This is a genomic window from Streptomyces sp. NPDC046379, from assembly GCF_055587785.1.
In genome coordinates this window covers 224,670-245,790 of record NZ_JBVJFP010000002.1, presented here as the reverse complement: position 1 = coordinate 245,790, position 21,121 = coordinate 224,670, and the positions used below count along the sequence as shown (strand labels likewise).

The following is a 21,121-nucleotide window of genomic DNA, read 5'->3' as shown; positions in this document are numbered from 1 at the left end:
GCAACGGTGCCATCCGTTCTCTAAGTGAAGGCGGGCGCGGTCAGCGACAGCGAGCCGTCCAAAAGGGTCGAATCACCCATCTCACTGAGGGCGAGGGCGAGTGCTCCGAGCACCTCCGCACGGCCACCGAGTGCCCCGGGGAGAACGGAGAGCTGGCGTGCCGCACTGGGGATCGCATAGCGGCCGACGGACTCCCTGATCGGCCCGAGCACCAGCTCGCCGGCCTCGGCGAGATCACCGCCCAGGACCACTCGGCTCGGGTTCAGCAGATTGCAGAGATTGGCGACTCCACTGCCGATGTGGCGGCCGACGTCGGCGATCACCCGACGGCAGCCCGGATCTCCGTCCCTCGCCAGCCTGACGACGCCCTCCATGGTCAGATCCGTACCGTGGCTGGACTGGAGGAGCGGCAGCACGTAGCGCGCCGCCGCGAAGGTCTCCAGGCAGCCCCGGTTGCCGCAGCGGCAGACGGGGCCGGATTCGTCAAGTGTAATATGCCCGATTTCTCCCGCAGTGCCGCCGGGCCCCCGGTAGATCTTCCCGTCGATCACCAGGCCCGCGCCGACACCGCTGGAGACCTTGATGTAGGCCAGGTCCCGCACGCCCTTGCCGCTGCCCCAGACCAGCTCGCCGAGCGCGCCCAGATTGGCGTCGTTGTCGACGTGCACGGGCACGCCGAGCCGCTCGCGCAGTTCCTCGGCGGGCTTGGCGCCGGTCCAGCCCGGCAGGATCGCGGTCGAACCCAGCTGCCCGGACTCCACGTCGATCGGACCGGGCACGCCGAGGCCCACGCCGGCGATCTTGGCGCGGTTCACCCCGGTGGCCTCGATCAGCCGGTCGACCACTTCCTCCGCGCGGTCGAACCCCTGCGCGGCGGAGGCGTCCACGTCCAGCGGCTCGGACTCCTCGGCCAGCACCTGGTGGGCGAGGTTCCCGACCGCGACGCGCAAATGGGTGTGCCCGAAGTCGACGCCGATCACGATGCCGGCGTCACCGCTCAGCGAGACGCTGCGGGCCCGCCGGCCGCCGGACGAGGTGGGCGTGACCTCGACGGTCCCGCCCTCCCTCAGCTCCCGGACGATGTTGGAGACGGTCGCCGCCGAAAGACCCGTGGTCCTCGCGATCTCCGCCTGCGTGAGGGAACCCGCCAGTCGCACGGCTCGAACGACCCGCTCCAGGTTGGCTCGGTGCAGCGACGACTGCGACCCCGGAGTCTCCACGACGACCTCCTGCGCGCGGGACCGCTTCAATGAGGCCCCGTCTATGTCCAACTAGTGAACTCTAAGCTGAGCCGTTCGGGTTGCCTCCCGTCAAGAGGTTGAACAATTTCCGCGGCTGTGCACACAGCGGCGCACCCCGCTCCCTGCGCGGGGAACGGGGTGCGCCCGGACGGTGACCGACGGCTACTTCAAGGTCGCGGAGGTCAGCCCCGCCTGCACCTGACGCTGGAAGGACAGGTACACGACCAGCATCGGGATCATGGCGATCGTCACGCCCGCGAACAGCACGGGCAGGTCGGAGGCGTACCCCTGCTGCTGGTTCAGCTGGATCAGTCCCTGGGTGAGCACATAGCGTTCCGGATCGTCACCGCTCTGCGGCTGCATCAGCACCGTCGGCAGAATGAACTGATTCCACTGCCCCAGCGTGTTGAAGATCCCCACGCTGATCAGACCGGGCTTGGCCATGGGCAGCATCACCTGGAAGAAGGTTCGCGTGTGCGACGCCCCGTCGAGGATCGACGCCTCGAACACCGCGGTGGGCAGGGTCCGGAAGAAGGCGTGCATGAAGAAGACCGTGAACGGCATCGAGTAGGCGATGTAGACCAGGATCAGGCCCTGGTAGGTGTTGAGCATGTCCAGCCGCTTGACCATGAAGAACAGCGGGACCAGGGCGAGGAACACCGGGAACATCGCCCCGGCGACGAAGAAGTAGTACAGCAGCCGGTTGCCCCAGAACTCGTAGCGCGCCAGCACGTACGCGGCCATGGAGCCGAACAGCATGGTCAGCGGCACCGAGAAGGCCAGCACCACGACCGTGTTGAGGAAGTAGTCGCCGATGCCCTTCTCCCAGGCCCGGCCGAACACGTCCGGCGACCAGTTCTCGGGCCAGCCGAAGGCGGAGCCGGCGATCTGGGCGTCCGTCTTGAAGGCGCTCAGGACCAGCCACAGCAGCGGCAGGACGATCATCAGGGCCCACAGGGCGAGGAAGCCGTGCGAGAAGGCGTTGAGGACCACGCCCTCCCCGCGCCGGCCGTCCGCCCGGACCGGCCCCTTGGACACGGGCCGCTCGGCCGGACGGCCGGCGGTCTCCTTGGTGGGTGTGCTCATCGTCGTCTCCCCCGCTCAGAACTCGACGCGCTCGCGGCGGGTGGCGCGCAGCATGACCACGGACAGGATCAGGGTGAGGACGAGCATGACCACGCCCATGGCGCAGGCGTAGCCGCTCTCGCCGAAGTACAGGAAGTTGCGCATCATCACGGTCGCCATGACCTCGCTGCGGTGGTCCGGGCCGCCGCCGAACTCGCCGGAGGTCATGGTGGAGACCAGGATGAACATGTCCATCGCCGCGATGCCGAGGTAGACCCACGCCGTCTGCACGGAGTCCCACAGCAGCGGCAGCGTGATGCGGAAGAACGACTGGGCGCGGCCGGCCCCGTCGATCAGGGCGGCCTCGTAGATGTCCCGCGGAATGGACTGCATGGCCGCGGAGAACAGCACCAGGTAGAAGCCGACGCCGTGCCAGACGACGACGAGGATCAGCGCCCACAGGACCAGGCTGGGCTCGTTGAGCCATTCGACGGGACTGTTCTCGTCGACCAGCCCGAGGGTCATCAGGGCGCCGTTGAGCATTCCTCCGCTGTCGCTGCGGTACACGGCCCCGAACAGCACCGCGAGAATGGCGAGCGACAGGACCTGCGGAAAGAAATAGACGATCTTGTAGAACTTCGATCCGGCGACCCCCGACACCCCGCCGGCCCGGCTGCGTCCGCCCGCGTTCACCATGAAGGCGAAGAACAGGGCGAGCAGAATCGTGATCACCGGGATGAAGATCAGGAACAGGATGTTGTGCCAGATCGCCCGCAGGAAGACGTCGTCCTGGAACAGCTTCTCGTAGTTGTCCAGGCCGACGAAGTTGAAGGTCTGCGACTGTCCCTTCCAGTCCGTCAGCGAATAGCCGAAGGTCTGGACGTACGGCCAGATGACGAAGACCAGGTAGAGCGCGACGGGCACGAGGAGAAACCCGGCGACGAACCGATACTGCCCCTTACGCATGAAAACCTGCCCCTGCCTGTGAGCCCCGAAAGGGGCGCGGGCGGTGTCGGTGTGCGGTGCCGCCGCACGGGCCGGGCCCACCGCGGGCGAGCCGCGGACCGCATTCCACCGCGCCCCTCGCGGCGCTCGTCGGAAACGACTCGGAACTACTCGCGGCGATTCTTCTTCGACTCCGGGTCCTTCGCGGCCTCATCGACCGCGGCCTGGGCCCGCTTCAGCCACTCCTTCGGCTGAATGCGCCGGGCCATCAGCTCGTTCGACGCGTTCTGGATCGCCGAGTCCATCTCGCTGTACCACTCGGAGTACAGGAACCGGAAAGTGTTCTCCCCGGCCGCCTTGGACGCCTCGACGGTCGACTGGGTGCCGGGCCGCAGCTGGACGCTCGGGTCGACGCCGTCCTTGAGGATGGTGAGCGAGTTCGCCTCCTTGGCGAACAGCGTCGACCACTCGCGCGAGAGCATCATCCGCATGAACTCCTTGGCCCCGGGCAGGTTCTTGGCCTTGGCCGGGATGATGAAGGGCTCGCCCGAGCCGGCCCGGATCGCCTCGAACGGCATCACGCTGTCCGGCAGCACCGGCATCGGCAGGAACTTCATGTCGAAGTCCGGGGGCGTCTGCTTGAGCTGCTCGTTCTCCAGCCAGGAGCCGGAGGTGATGAAGGCGGCCTTGTACTGGTTCCAGCGGGTCTGGGACTCGGTGTGGGTCAGACCGTTGGTGCCGGGCATCAGATAGCCCTTCTCCACGACTTCGTAGATCGCCTCGACGGCGGCCTGCGCGGCGTCGGACCCGACGAACGCCTTCGGGTCCAGGTTGTCGATCGCCTTCATGGCGTCCAGGCCGCCCTTCTTGGCGATCAGGTCCATGATGGCGACGTTGATGTAGTACGGGTACTTGCCCTGGTGGGCCAGGCCGCCGATGCCCTGGGACTTCGCGTCCCGGCAGATGGCGAGGAAGTCGTCCCAGGTCTTGGGCTCCTGCCAGCCCTTCTCCTGGAAGAGCTTGCCGGAGTACCACAGGCCCCACACCGTGTAGATGTAGTTGAGGGCGACGACCTTGCCCCCCTGCAGGCCCGGGTCGAGCGTGCCGGGGATGACGGTGTCGCGGACCTTCTTCGAGGGGTCGTCCACGCTCGGCGCGTCCAGTACCTCGGCGAGGTCGAGCAGCTGGCCGTTGCGGTGCAGGACGTCGATCTTGATCTTCTGGGCGCCGGAGTTGTCGACGATGTCCGGCGGATTGCCCGCGTTGAACCGGGGCTGGAGTTTCCCGGTGATTTCCTGGGTGCCGGTGTGGGTGGAGACGACCCCGCGCTTCTTCTCGAAGTCGGCCTCCCACGCCTTGGCGTAGTCGTCGCCGTATCCGCCTTTGAAGATGACGACGTCGAGCTTGCTGCCCTCCTTGACGCCGAAGGGGTTGTCCTTCGACGTCTTCCCCCGGGTGTCGTCGCCCGAGTCGTCGTCCCCCCCGCCGCCGCTGGCACAGGCGGAAAGCAGGCTCATGGCCGGCACCGACGCCAGCCCGAGCGCGGCGGACCGCTTGATCAGGGCGCGCCGGCCGACGCCTTCGGGACTGCTGGTGTTCTCGGCGGAAATGGATCCCATGCTCAAGTCCTCGCCTTCTTCAGGACTCAGGCGGTGAACCGGATCCTCCCCGGCACCGCGGTGGGGTCAAGCAGGGTCGGGCAGATGACGCGGATCGCGCGTTGGGTGAATCGCCGACAGGTATAGTCCACTTCCGGCCGAAGGAGCAAGATCGAATGCAAGGTTGGCCGGTGGTCTTTTCCGAGTTGAGACCTCGCGGAAATATGGGCGATCCGTATGCCTCATGCCGGAAAAACGCGCGACATCCACCCCGCAGACCGAAGTCAACACCCTTGACACCGCGGTGCACTTGGGCCACTACTGGATCTTGTGCACCGAAGGTGACAACGTTGTCCAGCTCGGAAAGGGTGCTCGCCCATGTGGCAGTCGGTACGGCACGCGCACCGGTGGAGAGACCGGCGCGGGAAGCGGCACGGATGGAGTACGGCGGTCGTCACGGCGGCCGCCTTCGTCATGGCCGCCGGATCGCAGGGCGCGGCCGTCGCCCTGCCCGCCGCCCCCGAGGCGGCCGGAACGGAGTTCGCGTCGTCCTTCGAGAGCGGGGAACCGGCGCCCGACTGGCTGAACACCGTGGAGCGCGGGCCGGACGGCGCCGGCCGGGCCTCGGGTGTGGACGGCGGCCACAGCAGCGGCATCCCCGGCAATGTGACCGACCGGGTCACCGACGTCCGGGCGAGCGGCGAGAACACCGGCGGCGGCGAGGTGAAGGAGAACCTGGTCGACGGGGAGCCGGGCACCAAGTGGCTGGTGTTCGAGCCGTCCGGCTGGGCGGAGTTCGGCCTGGACGCGCCGGTCCGCCTCGTCCGCTACGCCCTCACCTCCGCCAACGACCACGCCGAGCGCGACCCGGTGGACTGGACCCTGAAGGGTTCGGCCGACGGCGAGGAGTGGACGGTCCTGGACACCCGCTCGGGCGAGTCCTTCCCGGAGCGGCTGCGGACCAGGACGTTCGACCTCGCGCCGGACGCGGTCGGCGAGTACCGTCACTTCCGGCTCGACGTGACGCGGAACAACGGCGGCGGCATCCTGCAACTCGCCGACGTGCAGTTCTCGACGGGCGGCGAGGAGGGACCGGTCCCGCCGGACATGCTCTCGCTGGTCGACCGGGGCCCGAGCGGTTCGCCCACCGCGAAGGCGGGCGCCGGCTTCACCGGGAAGCGGGCGCTGCGCTACGCCGGCCGGCACACCGCCGACGGCCGGGCGTACTCGTACAACAAGGTCTTCGACGTCGACGTGGCCGTCGGGCGGGACACCGAGCTGGCGTACCGGATCTTCCCCCAGATGGCCGACGGCGACCTGGACTACGCCGCCACCAACGTCGCGGTCGACCTCGCCTTCACCGACGGCACCTACCTCAGCGACCTGCGCCCGCAGGACCGGCACGGCTTCCCGCTGACGCCGCGCGGGCAGGGCGAGTCCAAGGTGCTCTACGTCAACCAGTGGAACGACGTCGCCGCGCGGATCGGGTCGGTGGCGGCGGGGCGCACGGTCGACCGCGTCCTGGTGGCGTACGACGCCCCGGAGGGGCCGGCGCGTTTCCGGGGCTGGATCGACGACGTGTCGCTGCGGCCGGCGCCGCCCGAGAAGCCGAAGGCGCACCTGTCGGACTACGCGGTGACCACCCGCGGCACCCACTCCAGCGGCGCCTTCTCGCGCGGCAACACCTTCCCGGCGACGGCCGTCCCGCACGGCTTCAACTTCTGGACGCCGGTGACCAACGCGGGCTCGCTGAGCTGGCTGTACGACTACGCGCGCGGCAACAACGCCGACAACCTGCCGACGATCCAGGCGTTCAGCGCGAGCCACGAGCCGAGCCCCTGGATGGGCGACCGGCAGACCTTCCAGGTGATGCCGTCCGTCGCCGCGGGCACCCCCGAACTGGGCCGGGAGCAGCGGGAGCTGGCCTTCCGGCACGAGAACGAGACGGCACGGCCGTACTACTACGGCGTGCGGTTCGAGAACGGGCTCACCGCGGAGATGGCGCCGACCGACCACGCGGCCGTGCTGCGCTTCACCTACCCCGGCGACGACGCGAGCGTCCTGTTCGACAACGTCACCGACCAGGCGGGCCTGACGCTGGACGAGGCCACCGGCACCGTCACGGGCTACTCGGACGTCAAGTCGGGCCTGTCGACGGGCGCGACGCGGCTGTTCGTGTACGGCGAGTTCGACCGGCCGGTCACCGGCGGCGACTCGGCGGGCGTCAAGGGCTGGCTGCGCTTCGACGCGGGCGCGGACCGCACGGTGACCCTGCGCCTGGCGACCTCGCTGATCGGCGTGGACCAGGCGAGGGACAACCTGCGCCAGGAGATCCCCGGGGGCGTCTCCTTCGAGACGGTGAAGTCCCGTGCGCGGGCGCAGTGGGACCGCCTGCTGGGGAAGGTGGAGGTCGAGGGCGCGACCCCGGACCAGCTCACCACCCTCTACTCCGGCCTCTACCGGCTGTACCTGTACCCCAACTCCGGCTTCGAGAAGGTCGACGGCGTGTACAAGTACGCCTCGCCGTTCTCGCCGATGCCGGGCCCGGACACGCCGACGCGCACCGGCGCGAAGATCGTGGACGGCAAGGTGTACGTCAACAACGGCTTCTGGGACACCTATCGCACGACGTGGCCGGCGTACTCGCTGCTGACGCCCTCGCGGGCGGGCGAGCTGGCCGACGGGTTCGTGCAGCAGTACAAGGACGGCGGCTGGACCTCGCGCTGGTCCTCGCCGGGGTACGCGGACCTGATGACCGGCACGTCGAGCGACGTCGCGTTCGCCGACGCCTACGTGAAGGGCGTGGACTTCGACGCGGAGGCGGCGTACGACGCGGCGGTGAAGAACGCGACCGTGGTGCCGCCGGCGCCGGGCGTGGGCCGCAAGGGCATGGCGACCTCCCCGTTCCTCGGCTACACCGGCACGGACACGCACGAGGGCCTGTCGTGGGCGCTGGAGGGGTATCTCAACGACTACGGCATCGCCCGGATGGGCCGCGCCCTGTACCGGGAGACCGGTGAGCGCCGGTACAAGGAGGAGTCCGAGTACTTCCTGGACCGGGCCCGGGAGTACGTCCGTCTGTTCGACTCCGAGGCCGGCTTCTTCCAGGGCCGGGACGCCGACGGCGAGTGGCGGGTGGAGTCCTCGGCGTACGACCCGCGGGTGTGGGGCCACGACTACACGGAGACCAACGGCTGGGGCTACGCCTTCACCGCCCCGCAGGACAGCCGGGGTCTGGCCAACCTGTACGGCGGCCGGGCGGGCCTCGCGGACAAGCTGGACGAGTACTTCGCCACGCCGGAGACCGCCTCGCCCGAGTTCGTGGGCTCCTACGGCGGCGTGATCCACGAGATGACCGAGGCGCGGGACGTGCGGATGGGCATGTACGGCCACTCCAACCAGGTCGCCCATCACGCGATCTACATGTACGACGCGGCCGGGCAGCCGTGGAAGGCGCAGGAGAAGGTCCGCGAGGTGCTGTCCCGCCTCTACACCGGCAGCGCGGTGGGTCAGGGGTACCACGGCGACGAGGACAACGGCGAGCAGTCCGCCTGGTATCTGTTCTCCGCGCTGGGCTTCTACCCGCTGGTGATGGGCAGCGGCGAGTACGCCGTCGGCTCACCGCTGTTCACCAAGGCGACCGTCCACCTGGAGAACGGGCGGGATCTGGTGGTGCGGGCCCCGGAGAACAGCGCGAAGAACGTCTACGTGCAGGGCCTGAAGGTCGACGGCCGCACCTGGACGTCGACTTCGCTGCCCCACGCGCTGCTGGCGAAGGGCGCCGAGCTGGAGTTCGCGATGGGCCCGAGGCCCTCGTCGTGGGGCACGGGCGAGGACGCGGCGCCGGTGTCGATCACCAAGGGCGACCGGGTGCCCGAGCCGCGCGAGGACGCGGTACGGGGCGAAGGGGCCCTCTTCGACGACACGTCGGCGACGGAGGCGGAGGTGACGACGGTCGACCTGCCGGTGGAGGGGCGCACCAGGGCGGTGCAGTACACGCTGACGTCGCCGGCGGACCGGACGGCCGCCCCGACGGGCTGGACGCTCCAGGGCTCGGCGGACGGCACGACGTGGCGGACGCTGGACGAGCGGGCGGGTGACACGTTCCGCTGGGACCGGCAGACCCGGGCCTTCTCGATACGGAAACCGGGCGCGTACGCGCACTACCGGCTGGTGTTCGCGCAGGCCGGCGGCGCGGCGCGGCTCGCTGAGGTGGAGCTGCTGGCGTAGGCGGGGTCTCGCCGGCAACGCCGAGGGCCGCACCCCCGTCGCCGGGGGTGCGGCCCTTTGTCCGGTGCCGGCTGCCGTGCCGGACCGCCTACTTGCGGATCAGGCTGCGCAGCACGTACTGCATGATGCCGCCGTTGCGGTAGTAGTCGGCCTCACCGGGGGTGTCGATGCGGACGACCGCGTCGAACTCGACGCCCGTGTCGGTGCCGACCTTGACCGTGCGCGGCGTCCGGCCCTCGTTCAGCTCGGTGACGCCGGTGATGGAGAAGGTCTCCTCGCCGGTCAGGCCGAGGGACTGCGCCGAGGCGCCCTCCGGGAACTGCAGCGGGAGCACGCCCATGCCGATGAGGTTGGAGCGGTGGATGCGCTCGTAGGACTCGGCGATGACGGCCTTGACGCCGAGGAGCGCGGTGCCCTTGGCCGCCCAGTCGCGGGACGAGCCGGAGCCGTACTCCTTGCCGGCCAGGACGACCAGCGGGATGCCGGCGGCCTGGTAGTTCTGCGAGGCGTCGTAGATGAAGGCGACCGGGCCGCCGTCCTGGGTGAAGTCGCGGGTGTAGCCGCCCTCGGTGCCCGGCGCGATCTGGTTGCGCAGGCGGATGTTGGCGAACGTGCCGCGGATCATGACCTCGTGGTTGCCGCGGCGCGAGCCGTAGCTGTTGAAGTCACGGCGCTCCACACCGTGCTCGGTGAGGTACTTGCCGGCCGGGGTGTCGGCCTTGATGGCGCCGGCCGGGGAGATGTGGTCGGTGGTGACCGAGTCGCCCAGCTTGGCCAGGACACGCGCGCCGGTGATGTCCTCGACCGGCGTGGTCTCCATGGTCATGCCCTCGAAGTACGGGGGCTTGCGGACGTAGGTGGACTGCGGGTCCCACTCGAAGGTGTCGCCGGTCGGGATCGGCAGCGCCTGCCACTGGGCGTCGCCCGCGAAGACGTCGCTGTAGGACTTGGAGAACATGTCCTCGCCGATGGCGCCCGCGACGACGTCGTTCACCTCGGCCTCGGAGGGCCAGATGTCCTTCAGGTAGACCGGGTTGCCGTCCTGGTCGGTGCCCAGGGCGTCCTTGGTGATGTCCACCTTCATGGAGCCGGCGATCGCGTAGGCGACGACCAGCGGCGGGGACGCCAGGTAGTTCATCTTGACGTCGGGGTTGATGCGGCCCTCGAAGTTCCGGTTGCCGGACAGGACCGAGGTGACCGCGAGGTCGTGGTCGTTGACGGCCTTGGAGACCTCCTCCGGCAGCGGGCCGGAGTTGCCGATGCAGGTGGTGCAGCCGTAGCCGACGAGGTTGAAGCCGACCTTGTCGAGGTACGGGGTCAGGCCCGCCTTGTCGAAGTAGTCGGTGACGACCTTCGAACCCGGGGCGAGGGTGGTCTTGACCCACGGCTTGCGGGTCAGGCCCTTCTCGACCGCCTTCTTGGCCACCAGGGCGGCGGCGACCATGACGTACGGGTTGGAGGTGTTGGTGCAGGAGGTGATGGCCGCGACGGTGACCGCGCCGTGGTCGATCTCGTAGGTCGAGCCGTCGGGGGCGGTGACGGTGACCGGGTTGGACGGGACGGCCGCACCGGTGCCCTCGGCGTGCTGCGGGGCGCCCGCGCCGTTCTCCTGGTGGCCATAGGCCGGGGCGTCGGAGGCCGGGAAGGACTCGTCGCTCGCCTCGTCCACCGGGGAGGCGGCGGTGCCGGCCCGGGTCGCCGGGACCTCGACGTAGTTGAGGACGTCCTTGGCGAACTGCTGGGCGGCCTCGGCCAGGACGATGCGGTCCTGCGGGCGCTTCGGGCCGGCGATCGACGGGACGACCGTCGACAGGTCCAGCTCCAGCTTCTCGGAGAAGTCCGGCTCGGCCTTCGGGTCCAGCCAGAGGCCCTGCTCCTTGGCGTACGCCTCGACGAGCGCGACCTGCTGCTCGCTGCGGCCGGTCAGCTTGAGGTAGTTCAGGGTCTCGTCGTCGATCGGGAAGATCGCGGCGGTGGAACCGAACTCCGGCGACATGTTGCCGATGGTGGCGCGGTTGGCGAGCGAGGTGGCGGCGACGCCCTCGCCGTAGAACTCGACGAACTTGCCGACGACGCCGTGCTTGCGCAGCATCTCGGTGATGGTCAGCACGAGGTCGGTGGCGGTGGTGCCGGTGGGCAGCTCGCCGGTCAGCTTGAAGCCGACGACGCGCGGGATGAGCATGGAGACCGGCTGGCCGAGCATCGCGGCCTCGGCCTCGATGCCGCCGACGCCCCAGCCGAGCACGCCGAGGCCGTTGACCATGGTGGTGTGCGAGTCGGTGCCGACGAGGGTGTCGGGGTACGCCTGTCCGCCCCGGACCATGACGGTGCGGGCCAGGTGCTCGATGTTCACCTGGTGGACGATGCCGGTGCCGGGCGGGACGACCTTGAACTCGTCGAAGGCGGTCTGGCCCCAGCGCAGGAACTGGTAACGCTCCTTGTTGCGGCCGTACTCGAGCTCGACGTTCTGCGCGAAGGCCTCGTTCGTGCCGAACTTGTCGGCGATGACGGAGTGGTCGATGACCAGTTCGGCCGGGGCCAGCGGGTTGATCTTCGCCGGGTCGCCGCCCAGCTCCTTGACGGCCTCGCGCATGGTGGCGAGGTCGACGACGCAGGGGACGCCGGTGAAGTCCTGCATGATCACGCGGGCCGGCGTGAACTGGATCTCCTGCGAGGGCTGCGCCTGCGAGTCCCAGCCGCCGAGGGCGCGAATGTGGTCGGCGGTGATGTTCGCGCCGTCCTCGGTGCGGAGCAGGTTCTCCAGCAGGACCTTAAGGCTGTAGGGGAGCCGGGCCGAGCCCTCCACCTTGTCCAGGCGGAAGATCTCGTACGACTCGTCGCCCACCTGCAGCGTGCTGCGGGCGTCGAAGCTGTTCGCCGACACGACAGTCTCCTTCATTCATGTGCGCGTTCCACCGCATCCTGCCGCCACGCCTTCTCGGCCCATCCGCTAAGGTCAGGCTAAGTTAGGTAACCCTTACAGGGCGGGCGACCGCAGTGCGCCTCGGCAGATATCTCGATGTCGAGATAACTCTAGTACATGCGGGCCGACCGGTCATGCCCCGACCCTTCCCCTCATCGTCCGGCCGGAGCCATCGAGCCGCCGGACGGGGGTATACGGCTGCGAAAGGACCCGAACCGGGAAGGTGACCCCATGCCGCTCACGTTTCGTAAGAGTTTTCGCATTTTGCCCGGAGTGCGCCTGAACATAAACCGCCACTCCTGGTCCATCACGACCGGCGGGAAGAACGGCCCGCGGCACACCCACAGCAGCACCGGACGCCGTACGACGTCGATGGACCTGCCCGGACCCTTCGGATGGCGCAGCACCCGTTCGGCCAAGCGGCGCTGACACGGCGTCACCCGAACGGACCCCCCGGGAGGCGCCATCTCATATCTGAGATAACCTCAGCCTCATGGCAGACGACTACCTCGTACGCATCGGCAAGCTCATCCGTGACGCCCGTCAGCACCGGGGCTGGACACAGGCGCAGCTCGCCGAGGCGCTCGGTACCAGCCAGAGCGCCGTCAATCGCATCGAACGCGGCAACCAGAACATCAGCCTTGAGATGATCGCCCGTATCGGTGAGGCCCTGGACAGCGAGATCGTCTCGCTGGGCTACGCGGGCCCCATGCATCTGCGGGTGGTCGGCGGGCGCCGGCTGTCCGGGGCCATCGATGTGAAGACCAGCAAGAACGCGTGCGTGGCCCTGCTGTGCGCCTCGCTGCTCAACCAGGGGCGCACGGTGCTGCGCCGGGTCGCCCGCATCGAGGAGGTGTACCGCCTCCTGGAGGTCCTCGGCTCCGTCGGCGTGCGCACCCGCTGGATCAACGACGGCGTCGACCTGGAGATCGTGCCGCCCGCCGACCTGGAGATGGGCGCGATCGACGAGGACGCGGCCCGCCGCACCCGTTCCATCATCATGTTCCTCGGCCCGCTGCTGCACCGCATGGACCGCTTCCGGCTGCCCTACGCCGGCGGCTGCGACCTCGGCACCCGGACCATCGAACCGCACATGATCGCCCTGCGCCGGTTCGGCCTGGACATCGCGGCGACGGAGGGCCAGTACCACGCGGTGGTCGACCGCTCGGTGCGCCCCGACCGCCCGATCGTGCTGACGGAGCGCGGCGACACGGTGACCGAGAACGCGCTCCTGGCCGCCGCGCGCCACGACGGCGTCACCGTCATCCGCAACGCCTCCTCCAACTACATGGTCCAGGACCTGTGCTTCTTCCTGGAGGCGCTCGGCGTCGAGGTCGAGGGCATCGGCACCACCACCCTCACCGTGCACGGCAGGCCCGTCATCGACGTCGACGTGGACTACTCCCCCTCCGAGGACCCGGTCGAGGCGATGAGCCTGCTGGCCGCCGCGGTGGTCACGGAGTCGGAGCTGACGGTGCGCCGGGTCCCCATCGAGTTCCTGGAGATCGAGCTGGCGGTCCTGGAGGAGATGGGCCTCGACCACGACCGCACGCCCGAGTACGTCGCCGACAACGGCCGCACCCGCCTGGTGGACCTGACCGTCCGGCCCTCCAAGCTGGAGGCGCCGATCGACAAGATCCACCCGATGCCGTTCCCCGGCCTGAACATCGACAACGTCCCGTTCTTCGCGGCGATCGCGGCCGTCGCCCAGGGCAAGACCCTGATCCACGACTGGGTCTACGACAACCGCGCGATCTACCTCACCGACCTCAACCGTCTCGGCGGCCGGCTCCAGCTCCTGGACCCCCACCGCGTCCTGGTCGAGGGCCCGACCCGCTGGCGCGCCGCCGAGATGATGTGCCCGCCGGCCCTGCGCCCGGCGGTGGTCGTCCTCCTGGCGATGATGGCGGCGGAGGGCACGTCGGTGCTGCGCAACGTCTACGTCATCAACCGGGGGTACGAGGACCTGGCGGAGCGGCTGAACTCGATCGGGGCGCAGATCGAGATCTTCCGGGACATCTGATGTGAGGATGCCGCCGCACCCGGCCCGACCTGCTCGGCATCTGCAAGAAGTTGCAGAAGATTGCGGAAGGGTGCGTGGCGTCCTTTGCCGGCGGCAGTGGGTCCGGGCGATGGTCGAAGCCAGACCCCCACAGGGCGAGTGAGCCGCTCGTCCGGCCCGTCGCGAGACCCGTTCCCCGGGCCGGTGGCGCCGTGTTGCTATGAGGGTGCGGCCGCTTGCGCGCTACCGGCCGTCAGCGTCGGGACCGGCCGTTGCGGCGCATGCGTGCCGGCCGATGGCCGACCGTGGAGGCGGACAGGTGACGGCACTGCTCCGGCGGGCTCATGACCCACTGCGAGTCCGGCCGGCGCAAGGCGCGGAGGGCCGGTGATGGGCTCGGTGAAAGCGCTCGACGCAAGGCTCTTCGACGAGACCGTGGCGGCGATCGCGTTGTTCGCGGGTCGGCCCCACGCCCGGCACGCGAGGCCCGCCGGCTCGCACCGGACGGGCCCGGGGTGTCGATCGGGTCACCGGGGCCGCAGGCGCAGCAGGACCGGCGTCGCGTCCGGGGAGGACGGGAGCTGCACCCCGTAGTGCCGTCCCTCGGTGTGGGCCGGGGTCTGGTCGTCGTAGTGCGGGGAAGCCGGGTTGCCCGAGGCGCCGTGGCGGAGCACGTCCCACAATCGCGGTCCGTGCGGGGAGAGTTCGGCCACGAACCGCCACGGTGCTCCGTCGACCACCTTGCCGCTCGGGTCGGAAGAGGTCAGGGCGACCGTGTGGGAGCTGCCGCCGGCCGGGGTCGACGGTGCGCCGAAGAGCGGGGCGAGTGCGGGGACGGCCCTGCCGATCGGATGCTGGTCGGTGATCCGGTGGACCCGGTCGTACCGCCAGCGCGACGGATCCTCGCCCTGCTCCCCGGCGATCCGTCGCGCCGTCGCGGTCAGCGCGCGTCGCGCCACGGCCGGCAGCGTCTCCCGCTCTCCCAGCGCCGTTCTGGCGTCGGGGTCGAGCACCAGGTGATCGACCTGGAGGGCCGCGTCCGGCATGGCCGCGGCCAGCTCCTCCCCCAGCCGGCTGCCGACCCAGTGGTCCGTGAGGGCCTGCATGAACCGGAAGAACACCAGGGGCGCCGCCAGGTGTCCGTGGTCGTGTCCGTCCCAGTCGGCGAGCAGTCGGTGGCATGCGGCGGTGAGCGGTTCGTCCGGCGGCTCCCGGTCCAGCGCGTCGAGCAGGGTGGGGAGCACGCGGCGGGCGCGCCCGTCCAGGACGTCGGACTGCCACCGGGCGCATGCCGCCGCGGTGACGACCCCCTCCGTGGTGATCAGCTCCTCGATCCGCTCCGCCCGGTAGGGCGGCAGCCAGTCCACCCCCACGTCGAGCGGAGCCCCGGCGGGCAGCAGCCGGTGGTTGGCGGACACGATGTACCCCTCGGACGGGTCGACCACCTCCGGCAGGTCGTCGAATGCGAGGAAGTCCTCCCAGGAGCGGGCGGCGTCGGCGTACCCGGCCGGGACTCCCCCGCTGCTGCCCGGCGCCCGGGCCGGAACGTTGCCCGCCGTCCTCAGGGCGATGGTGCCGTCCTGGCAGGCCACCACCACGTTGAGCACCGGCACGCCGAACGCCCGCAGGGTGTCCCGGAGTTCCGGGTAGTCACGCGCTCGCCACATCCGCTGGCACGCCTCGATCTCCGCCGAGGGCTCCAGGCCGCTCCAGAACAGGCCGTACCGGCCGGCCCCGTCCGAGCCGGGCAGGTCCAGTTCGACGTGGCGGGCGCCGCCGGCCGCGCGTACCGGGACCGGCTCCGCGCCCCGCACCGTGATCACGCTCTCCTCGGTCCACCTCTCGGCCTCCTCGGAGCCCGCGGTCGGCGCGAGGGTGCACAGGTCCTGTGTGTCGACGGTGGAGTTGGTGATGCCCCAGGCCAGGTGGCGGTTGGCGCCGGCGATCAGGCCCGGCAGACCGGGGACGGTGACCCCGTAGCCGGTGGCACCGTCCTCCTGGCCGTCCAGCCGCAGGCCCATCTGGTACCAGAGGCTGGGCTGGGTGAGGACGATGTGCGGATCGTTGGCCAGCAGCGGGTGCCCGGAATCCGTGTGCGCGCCGGAGACGGCCCAGGCGTTGGAGCCGAGTGGGTGCTCGCCCCCCAGCAGCGCGTCGAACCAGGCCCGTGACGCCGTCGGCAGGTCGGCCGGGGAGGGCTCGTCCGCCCCTGTCGCACGCCTCTCGCCCGGCGGGGCGGCGGGGCGGGTGCGGATGGTCACCGCTCCGTCGGCGGGATACTTCGGCGTGCTGAAGGCGGCGGCGTGTTCCGGGCGTTCCTGGGCGAGCCTGGCGCGGAACGCCTCGTTGGCGAGATTGCGGCCGAGGTCGAAGCCCAGGTATTTGACGATGACGATCGAGTCCAGGGGGGTCCAGGGCTCGGGGCGGTAGCGCAGCAACCCGAACTCCAGGGGGAGGCCGGCCCGTCGCCGCATCCGCCGTGCCGCCGCGTCGACTCCGTCGCTGAACGCCACCAGGTTCGCCCGGTGTTCCGGGGAGAGCAGCGCCTGCGACCGGCGGGCGACCCGCTCCAGCGCGAGCTTGCGGGCCCTGACGTCCTCGTCGACCACGACCGCTCCGAAGATCTCGGCCAGCCGTCCTCGGGCCCGGCGCCGGAGCACGTCCATCTGCCAGAGCCGGTCGGTCGCCTGGACGTAGCCGACGGCGAAGTAGAGGTCGCGCTCCCGGGCGGCCGCGACGAACGGGACGCCGCGATCGTCACGCCGGATGTCGGCGCCCTCGATCAGCCCGCGCAGCCGGAGCCGACCGCGGCTGCGCTGGGCGTGCAGGCTGGGCAGTGCCGCCGCTCGCAGGCAGCGTTCACGCCAGGTCATCGGCGTGCTCCTCCTTCGGGCGAGGTGCGGAGCGTTCCGGTGCGGGGGCCGCCAGCCCGGGGACGCGCCGGCCGACGAGCAGGTAGATGACGACGGCGGCCAGGGCGAACGAGCCGACGCCGAGGAACATGGTGGTGCCGTCGTAGGCCGCGAGCAGCAGGCCGCCGGTGAACGGCCCGATGAACACGCCGAGTTGTGCGAAGGTCTGGGCGCCGAAGTAGGCGCCACGGCGTTCCTCCGGCGCGATCCTGTCGATGATGGCGAACTCCGCCGGGTAGATGAGGATCTCCCCGAGGGAGAACACCACCATCGCGGCGACGAAGTGCCAGATCTCCCCCGAGTACGCGAAGCCGGCCATGCCGAGGACGGTCAGCAGGCCGCCGACCGTGATGGACGTCACGGGGTTGCGCTTCTCCATGAACCGGGAGACGGCCAGTTGCAGGACCACCACGGTCACCGCGTTGGTGGTCAGCACGTAGCCCAGGATCGTGGTGCCGTCGGCGAATCCGTCGGAGAGGTGCTGCGCGAGCAGCGAGGAGACGCGTCCGTGCACGGCCTCCAGCAGCAGTCCGGCGAGGATGAGGAAGAGCAGGCGCGGATCGGTCGCCACGACGCGCGCGCTGTCCGCGAGCCCTCTGAGGACGCCGCCGAGGTGCTGCGCCGCTTCCTCGCCGGTGGCCGTCCGGTCGGGCGCGACGGACGGCGCGGAGCTCCGCAGCAGGACTGCCGCCAGGCCGATCAGGTAGACGCCGTAGCCCAGCGCTCCGACCAGGAAGGCCGATCGGCCGCCCGCCAGTCCGACCGCCGCGCCGACGACGGGTCCGACGGCGAAGCCCATGTTGGTGGCCATGTACTGGTACGAGAAGACCTTCACCCGGCGTTGCGGCGGGAGCAGGTCGCTGAGCAGGGCCTTCCCCACGGGTCCGAAGGAGCTGCTGCTCAGCGCCATCGTCGCGTTGAAGGCGAACACCGCCGGGACGTCGTGGCTGAAGTAGAGGCCGACGAAGGAGCCGATCACGCCCAGGAGGGAGATCACCAGCAGCCGGGTGCGTCCGAGGAGGTCGGAGAGCGATCCGCCGACGAACCCGGCGAAGATCGAGAAGAACACCGACGAGCCGATGATGAAGCCGATCATGCCCGGTTCGAGTCCGAGTTCCTTGCGGAGGAACACGGCGAGGAAGGGGATGGTGACCGAGTTGGCGAGGCTCATGATGCCGGAGCCGACGATGAGCACCCGGGCGAGGACCGGCGTTGCTGCGGTGGTGGGGGTCATCGCGGTGTTGCGCCCTTTCCTGGTGCGGACTGTGTGCCGGACGTCCCGGTCTCGTGGGGAACGTCGTGCTCGGTGAGGAATCCTTGCAGGAGTTCGGCCAGGCGCCGGGCGTGCGGGTTGCGCAGCATGCCCTCGTGGTCCGCTTCGACGCGTTCCACCCGCAGGACGCCGGGCAGGAGCCGTGCCCATTCCGACGGGTGGTCCGCGCCGGCTGCGCCGTCCTCCCCGCCGGCCCGGACGAAGAGCGTCGGAAGACCGGCCGGCCGCGGTTCCGGCCAGCTGCGGTCGCACATCCACCGGTAGGTGCGGAACGCCGCCTCCAGGCCGCCCTGGAAGAACTCCACGGCCGAGGGGCCGATGATGCGCGCCGCGCGTGCGAGGACCATCGCGGTGGACTCGGTGCGCAGCAGCTCCGGCAGGTCGGTGTCGCGGTGCCGGGCGAGGTCGGGGAAGAGACCGGCGAGCGTGGCGAGGAACGCCAGGAGCTGGTCGTCGTGGCCGCCCGAGAGCTTCTTCTCCAACGCGGCCGGGTCCAGCGCGTCGAGCAGGACCAGGCCGGCGACCGGTACGCCGAGCTCGCGCAGTCTCCCGGCGACGTAGAAGCCGAGGGAGCCACCGTAGGAGTGGCCGACGAGGTGGAGGGGTCCGCCGTCCACCGCTGCGGCGATGATCCGCGCGCACTCCTCGGCGAGGGCCGTGGCGGTCTGCTCGCCGTCGCTCGCCCGTACCAGGCGGGCGGTGGAGAGCGCGGAGAAGGAGCGGTCCCGGAAGTGGGAGGAGAGCTGGGCGAAGGACTCGCCCAGCCCGAGAACTCCGGGCAGGGCGAACACGGGCGGGGCGCCCGCCGGGTGCTGCCGGAGCCGCAGGAGGGCGGGATGGCCGCCGTGGGTGTTCCTCGCCGTGTGGACGGCGTGGACCGGCCCGGTGGGCCGTCCGGCGTGGGCCGGCGGTGCCGGTGCGGCCCCGGTGTCCCCGCCCGGCCGGGTCGGCGGCCGGCCGGACTCGCCGGCCGGGCCGGGGGTCGCGTCATGGCCGGGCTCCCTGCCGATGCCCGCCGCCCGGTCGCTGTCGCCTGACGGCTCCGCCAGGCGCTCCCGGACGACGGCCGCCAGCGCGCGTGCGGTCGGCTCGCGGAGGAACTCGCGCAGCGGCACCTCCACGTCGAACGCGGTCCGCACCCCGGCCAGCAGCCTGGTGGCCAGCAGCGAGTGGCCGCCCAGATCGAAGAAGCCGGCGGTCGGATCCGCCCGGTCGAGGTGCAGCAGACCGGTGACGATCCGCAGGACGCGCTCCTCCACGGCGTCGGCCGGCTCCTCCCCTCGGCCGGTCCCCCGGAGGGTGAGGGTCGAGGCACCGGCCGGGTCGGGCAGGGCCTTGCGGTCGGCCTTGCCGTTCTGGGTGAGCGGCAGCCGGTCCAGGCGCACGAAGACCGTGGGGACCATGTAGCCCGGGAGCGTCGCGGCGAGTGCCACCTGCAGTGACTCCACCGACAGGCCCGCCCCCTCGGCGGGCACGACGTAGGCCACCAGGCTGGTCCCGCGTTCGGGCAGGTCGCGGGCGACCACCGCGGCCTCGGCGAGAAGGGGCAGGGCGCGCAACGCCTGCTCGATCTCCCCGAGTTCGATGCGGAAGCCGCGGATCTTGACCTGGTCGTCCTTCCTGCCGTGGTACGCGAACACGCCGGAGGGGGTGAGCCGGGCCAGGTCGCCGGAGCGGTAACCACGGCCACGGCCCCCGGGCAGTTCGACGAAGCGGTCGCGGTCGAGCTCGGGCCGTTTGAGGTAGCCGAGGCCGACCCCTGGGCCGGTCACCACGATCTCGCCGGTCCCGCCCGGCGGCACGGCCGACAGGGCGTCGTCCACCAGCAGGAACTCCGTGCCGGCGATGGGGCGGCCGATCAGCGACCCGGTCCCGCCGAGTTGGTCCTGCGTCACGCGGTGGAAGGAGGAGATCACCGTCGTCTCGGTGATGCCGTAGGCGTTGAGCAGGCGGGGCGAGTCGTCGCCGTACTTGGCGAACCACGGCGCCAGGTCGGAGAAGTACAGGGGCTCCCCGCCGAAGACCACCCAGCGCAGGGGCAGCCGGTCGGCGAAGCGGTTGTCCTCTGCGGCGAGTTGGTGGAAGGCCGTCGGGGTCTGGCACAGGACGGTGATCCGTTCGTCTCGGAGCAGCCGCCACAGCGCCGCCGGATCCTGCGCCGTCTGCGCCGGTACGACGACCAGCCGGCCGCCGTGCAGCAGGGCGCCCCACATCTCCCAGACGGAGAAGTCGAACGAGAAGGAGTGGAACTGCGTCCACACGTCCTCGGCTCCGAAGGCGTACGTCTCCTCGACCGCCGCGAAGAGACTCAGCAGGTTTCCGTGGGAGACCTGCACGCCCTTCGGACGGCCGGTGGTCCCCGAGGTGAAGATGATGTAGGCGCGGGTGTCCCGGTCGATCCCGGTCTGCGGCGCGTCCGCGCCGGGCTCGGGCAGCGGATCGTCCACGAACACGGCGGGCAGGCCGCCGGGCACCCGCCCGGCGAACGCCCTGGAAGTGATCACCGCCGCGGGCTCGGCGTCGTCGACGATCAGCTCCAGACGCGCCCGGGGCGTCTGCGCGTCCAACGGCGCATAGGACGACCCCGTGCGCAGCACGGCCAGCGCCGCCGCCACCATCCACACCGAACGCTCCAGCAGAATCCCCACCGGACGTCCGGGGTCCGATGTCACCGCACGCAGTGCCGCGGCCAGCCGGTCGGCGGTCTCGTCCAGTTGACGGTAGGTCCAGCTGAGCCGTCCGTCCTGGACGGCGATCCGGTCCGGGAACTCGGCCACCACCGCGGCGAACGCCTCCCCCAGGTGCGCGGCCCGGTTCAGGACGGAGTCGGGCCGGGTGGCGCCGGCCGCCAGGAGGGTCCGCGGGGCGGGTGGCCGACTGCGCAGCGCGACGCGCCGCCGGAGCTGCTCCGCACGGTCTTTGTTCATCGATT

Annotated in this window: 11 protein-coding genes; 3 read left to right on the top strand and 8 right to left on the bottom strand. The window is 70.6% G+C overall.

Annotation, left to right across the window (positions count from 1 at the left end; translation table 11 throughout):
* Positions 1-20: 20 nt before the first annotated feature.
* The 4 genes from ACZ6KF_RS05025 to ngcE all read right to left on the bottom strand — a co-directional run bounded on the left by ACZ6KF_RS05025 (position 21) and on the right by ngcE (position 4,870).
* Positions 21-1,220: an ROK family transcriptional regulator gene (locus ACZ6KF_RS05025; protein WP_356634615.1), complete on the bottom strand. Its 1,200-nt coding sequence runs from the start codon at positions 1,218-1,220 to the stop codon at positions 21-23.
* A gap of 183 nt (positions 1,221-1,403) precedes the next feature.
* A complete protein-coding gene (locus tag ACZ6KF_RS05020; protein ID WP_356634613.1) occupies positions 1,404-2,327 on the bottom strand; it encodes a carbohydrate ABC transporter permease in 924 nt (307 codons plus the stop codon).
* A 15-nt stretch (positions 2,328-2,342) separates the two neighbouring features.
* On the bottom strand, positions 2,343-3,272 hold the full coding sequence (locus tag ACZ6KF_RS05015) for a carbohydrate ABC transporter permease (RefSeq protein ID WP_356634611.1): 930 nt from the start codon (positions 3,270-3,272) through the stop codon (positions 2,343-2,345).
* A 146-nt stretch (positions 3,273-3,418) separates the two neighbouring features.
* On the bottom strand, positions 3,419-4,870 hold the full coding sequence (gene ngcE, locus ACZ6KF_RS05010; protein WP_356634609.1) for an N-acetylglucosamine/diacetylchitobiose ABC transporter substrate-binding protein: 1,452 nt from the start codon (positions 4,868-4,870) through the stop codon (positions 3,419-3,421).
* 453 nt (positions 4,871-5,323) lie between these two features.
* Between ngcE and ACZ6KF_RS05005 the strand changes: the two genes are divergently transcribed.
* Entirely contained in the window at positions 5,324-9,079 is a 3,756-nt protein-coding gene (locus tag ACZ6KF_RS05005) for a GH92 family glycosyl hydrolase (protein ID WP_469237585.1), read from the top strand.
* A gap of 88 nt (positions 9,080-9,167) precedes the next feature.
* On the opposite strand, the gene ACZ6KF_RS05000 is transcribed toward ACZ6KF_RS05005, so the two are convergent.
* Positions 9,168-11,963 (bottom strand): aconitate hydratase, encoded by a 2,796-nt coding sequence (locus ACZ6KF_RS05000; protein WP_469237335.1) that lies wholly within the window; start codon positions 11,961-11,963, stop codon positions 9,168-9,170.
* A gap of 270 nt (positions 11,964-12,233) precedes the next feature.
* On the opposite strand from ACZ6KF_RS05000, the gene ACZ6KF_RS04995 reads away from it, so the two are divergent.
* Positions 12,234-12,431 (top strand): DUF4236 domain-containing protein, encoded by a 198-nt coding sequence (locus ACZ6KF_RS04995; protein ID WP_356634604.1) that lies wholly within the window; start codon positions 12,234-12,236, stop codon positions 12,429-12,431.
* A 64-nt stretch (positions 12,432-12,495) separates the two neighbouring features.
* Positions 12,496-14,025, top strand: a complete 1,530-nt coding sequence (locus ACZ6KF_RS04990) for a helix-turn-helix domain-containing protein (protein WP_356634602.1) — start codon at positions 12,496-12,498, stop codon at positions 14,023-14,025.
* A gap of 506 nt (positions 14,026-14,531) precedes the next feature.
* Here ACZ6KF_RS04990 and ACZ6KF_RS04985 read toward each other — a convergent pair.
* The 3 genes from ACZ6KF_RS04985 to ACZ6KF_RS04975 are packed head-to-tail and all read right to left on the bottom strand — an operon-like array spanning position 14,532 to position 21,116.
* Positions 14,532-16,877, bottom strand: coding sequence for a penicillin acylase family protein (locus ACZ6KF_RS04985; protein WP_469237333.1), 2,346 nt, complete (start codon positions 16,875-16,877; stop codon positions 14,532-14,534).
* Positions 16,864-18,150 (bottom strand): MDR family MFS transporter, encoded by a 1,287-nt coding sequence (locus tag ACZ6KF_RS04980; protein WP_356634598.1) that lies wholly within the window; start codon positions 18,148-18,150, stop codon positions 16,864-16,866. Before ACZ6KF_RS04980 ends, ACZ6KF_RS04985 begins: the two co-directional genes overlap by 14 nt.
* A complete protein-coding gene (locus tag ACZ6KF_RS04975) occupies positions 18,147-21,116 on the bottom strand; it encodes an amino acid adenylation domain-containing protein (protein ID WP_469237330.1) in 2,970 nt (989 codons plus the stop codon). The genes ACZ6KF_RS04980 and ACZ6KF_RS04975 overlap by 4 nt, the downstream gene beginning before the upstream one ends.
* Between the last annotated feature and the right edge of the window lie 5 nt (positions 21,117-21,121).

What these genes read in the sequence shown, in the direction of transcription:
- ACZ6KF_RS05020 (WP_356634613.1), bottom strand. Translation starts at nt 2,327, where the DNA reads ATGAGCACACCCACCAAGGAGACCGCCGGCCGTCCGGCCGAGCGGCCC.
- ACZ6KF_RS05015 (WP_356634611.1), bottom strand. Translation starts at nt 3,272, where the DNA reads ATGCGTAAGGGGCAGTATCGGTTCGTCGCCGGGTTTCTCCTCGTGCCC.
- ngcE (WP_356634609.1), bottom strand. Translation starts at nt 4,870, where the DNA reads ATGGGATCCATTTCCGCCGAGAACACCAGCAGTCCCGAAGGCGTCGGC.
- ACZ6KF_RS05005 (WP_469237585.1), top strand. Translation starts at nt 5,324, where the DNA reads ATGGCCGCCGGATCGCAGGGCGCGGCCGTCGCCCTGCCCGCCGCCCCC.
- ACZ6KF_RS04995 (WP_356634604.1), top strand. Translation starts at nt 12,234, where the DNA reads ATGCCGCTCACGTTTCGTAAGAGTTTTCGCATTTTGCCCGGAGTGCGC.
- ACZ6KF_RS04990 (WP_356634602.1), top strand. Translation starts at nt 12,496, where the DNA reads ATGGCAGACGACTACCTCGTACGCATCGGCAAGCTCATCCGTGACGCC.
- ACZ6KF_RS04985 (WP_469237333.1), bottom strand. Translation starts at nt 16,877, where the DNA reads ATGACCTGGCGTGAACGCTGCCTGCGAGCGGCGGCACTGCCCAGCCTG.
- ACZ6KF_RS04980 (WP_356634598.1), bottom strand. Translation starts at nt 18,150, where the DNA reads ATGACCCCCACCACCGCAGCAACGCCGGTCCTCGCCCGGGTGCTCATC.
- ACZ6KF_RS04975 (WP_469237330.1), bottom strand. Translation starts at nt 21,116, where the DNA reads ATGAACAAAGACCGTGCGGAGCAGCTCCGGCGGCGCGTCGCGCTGCGC.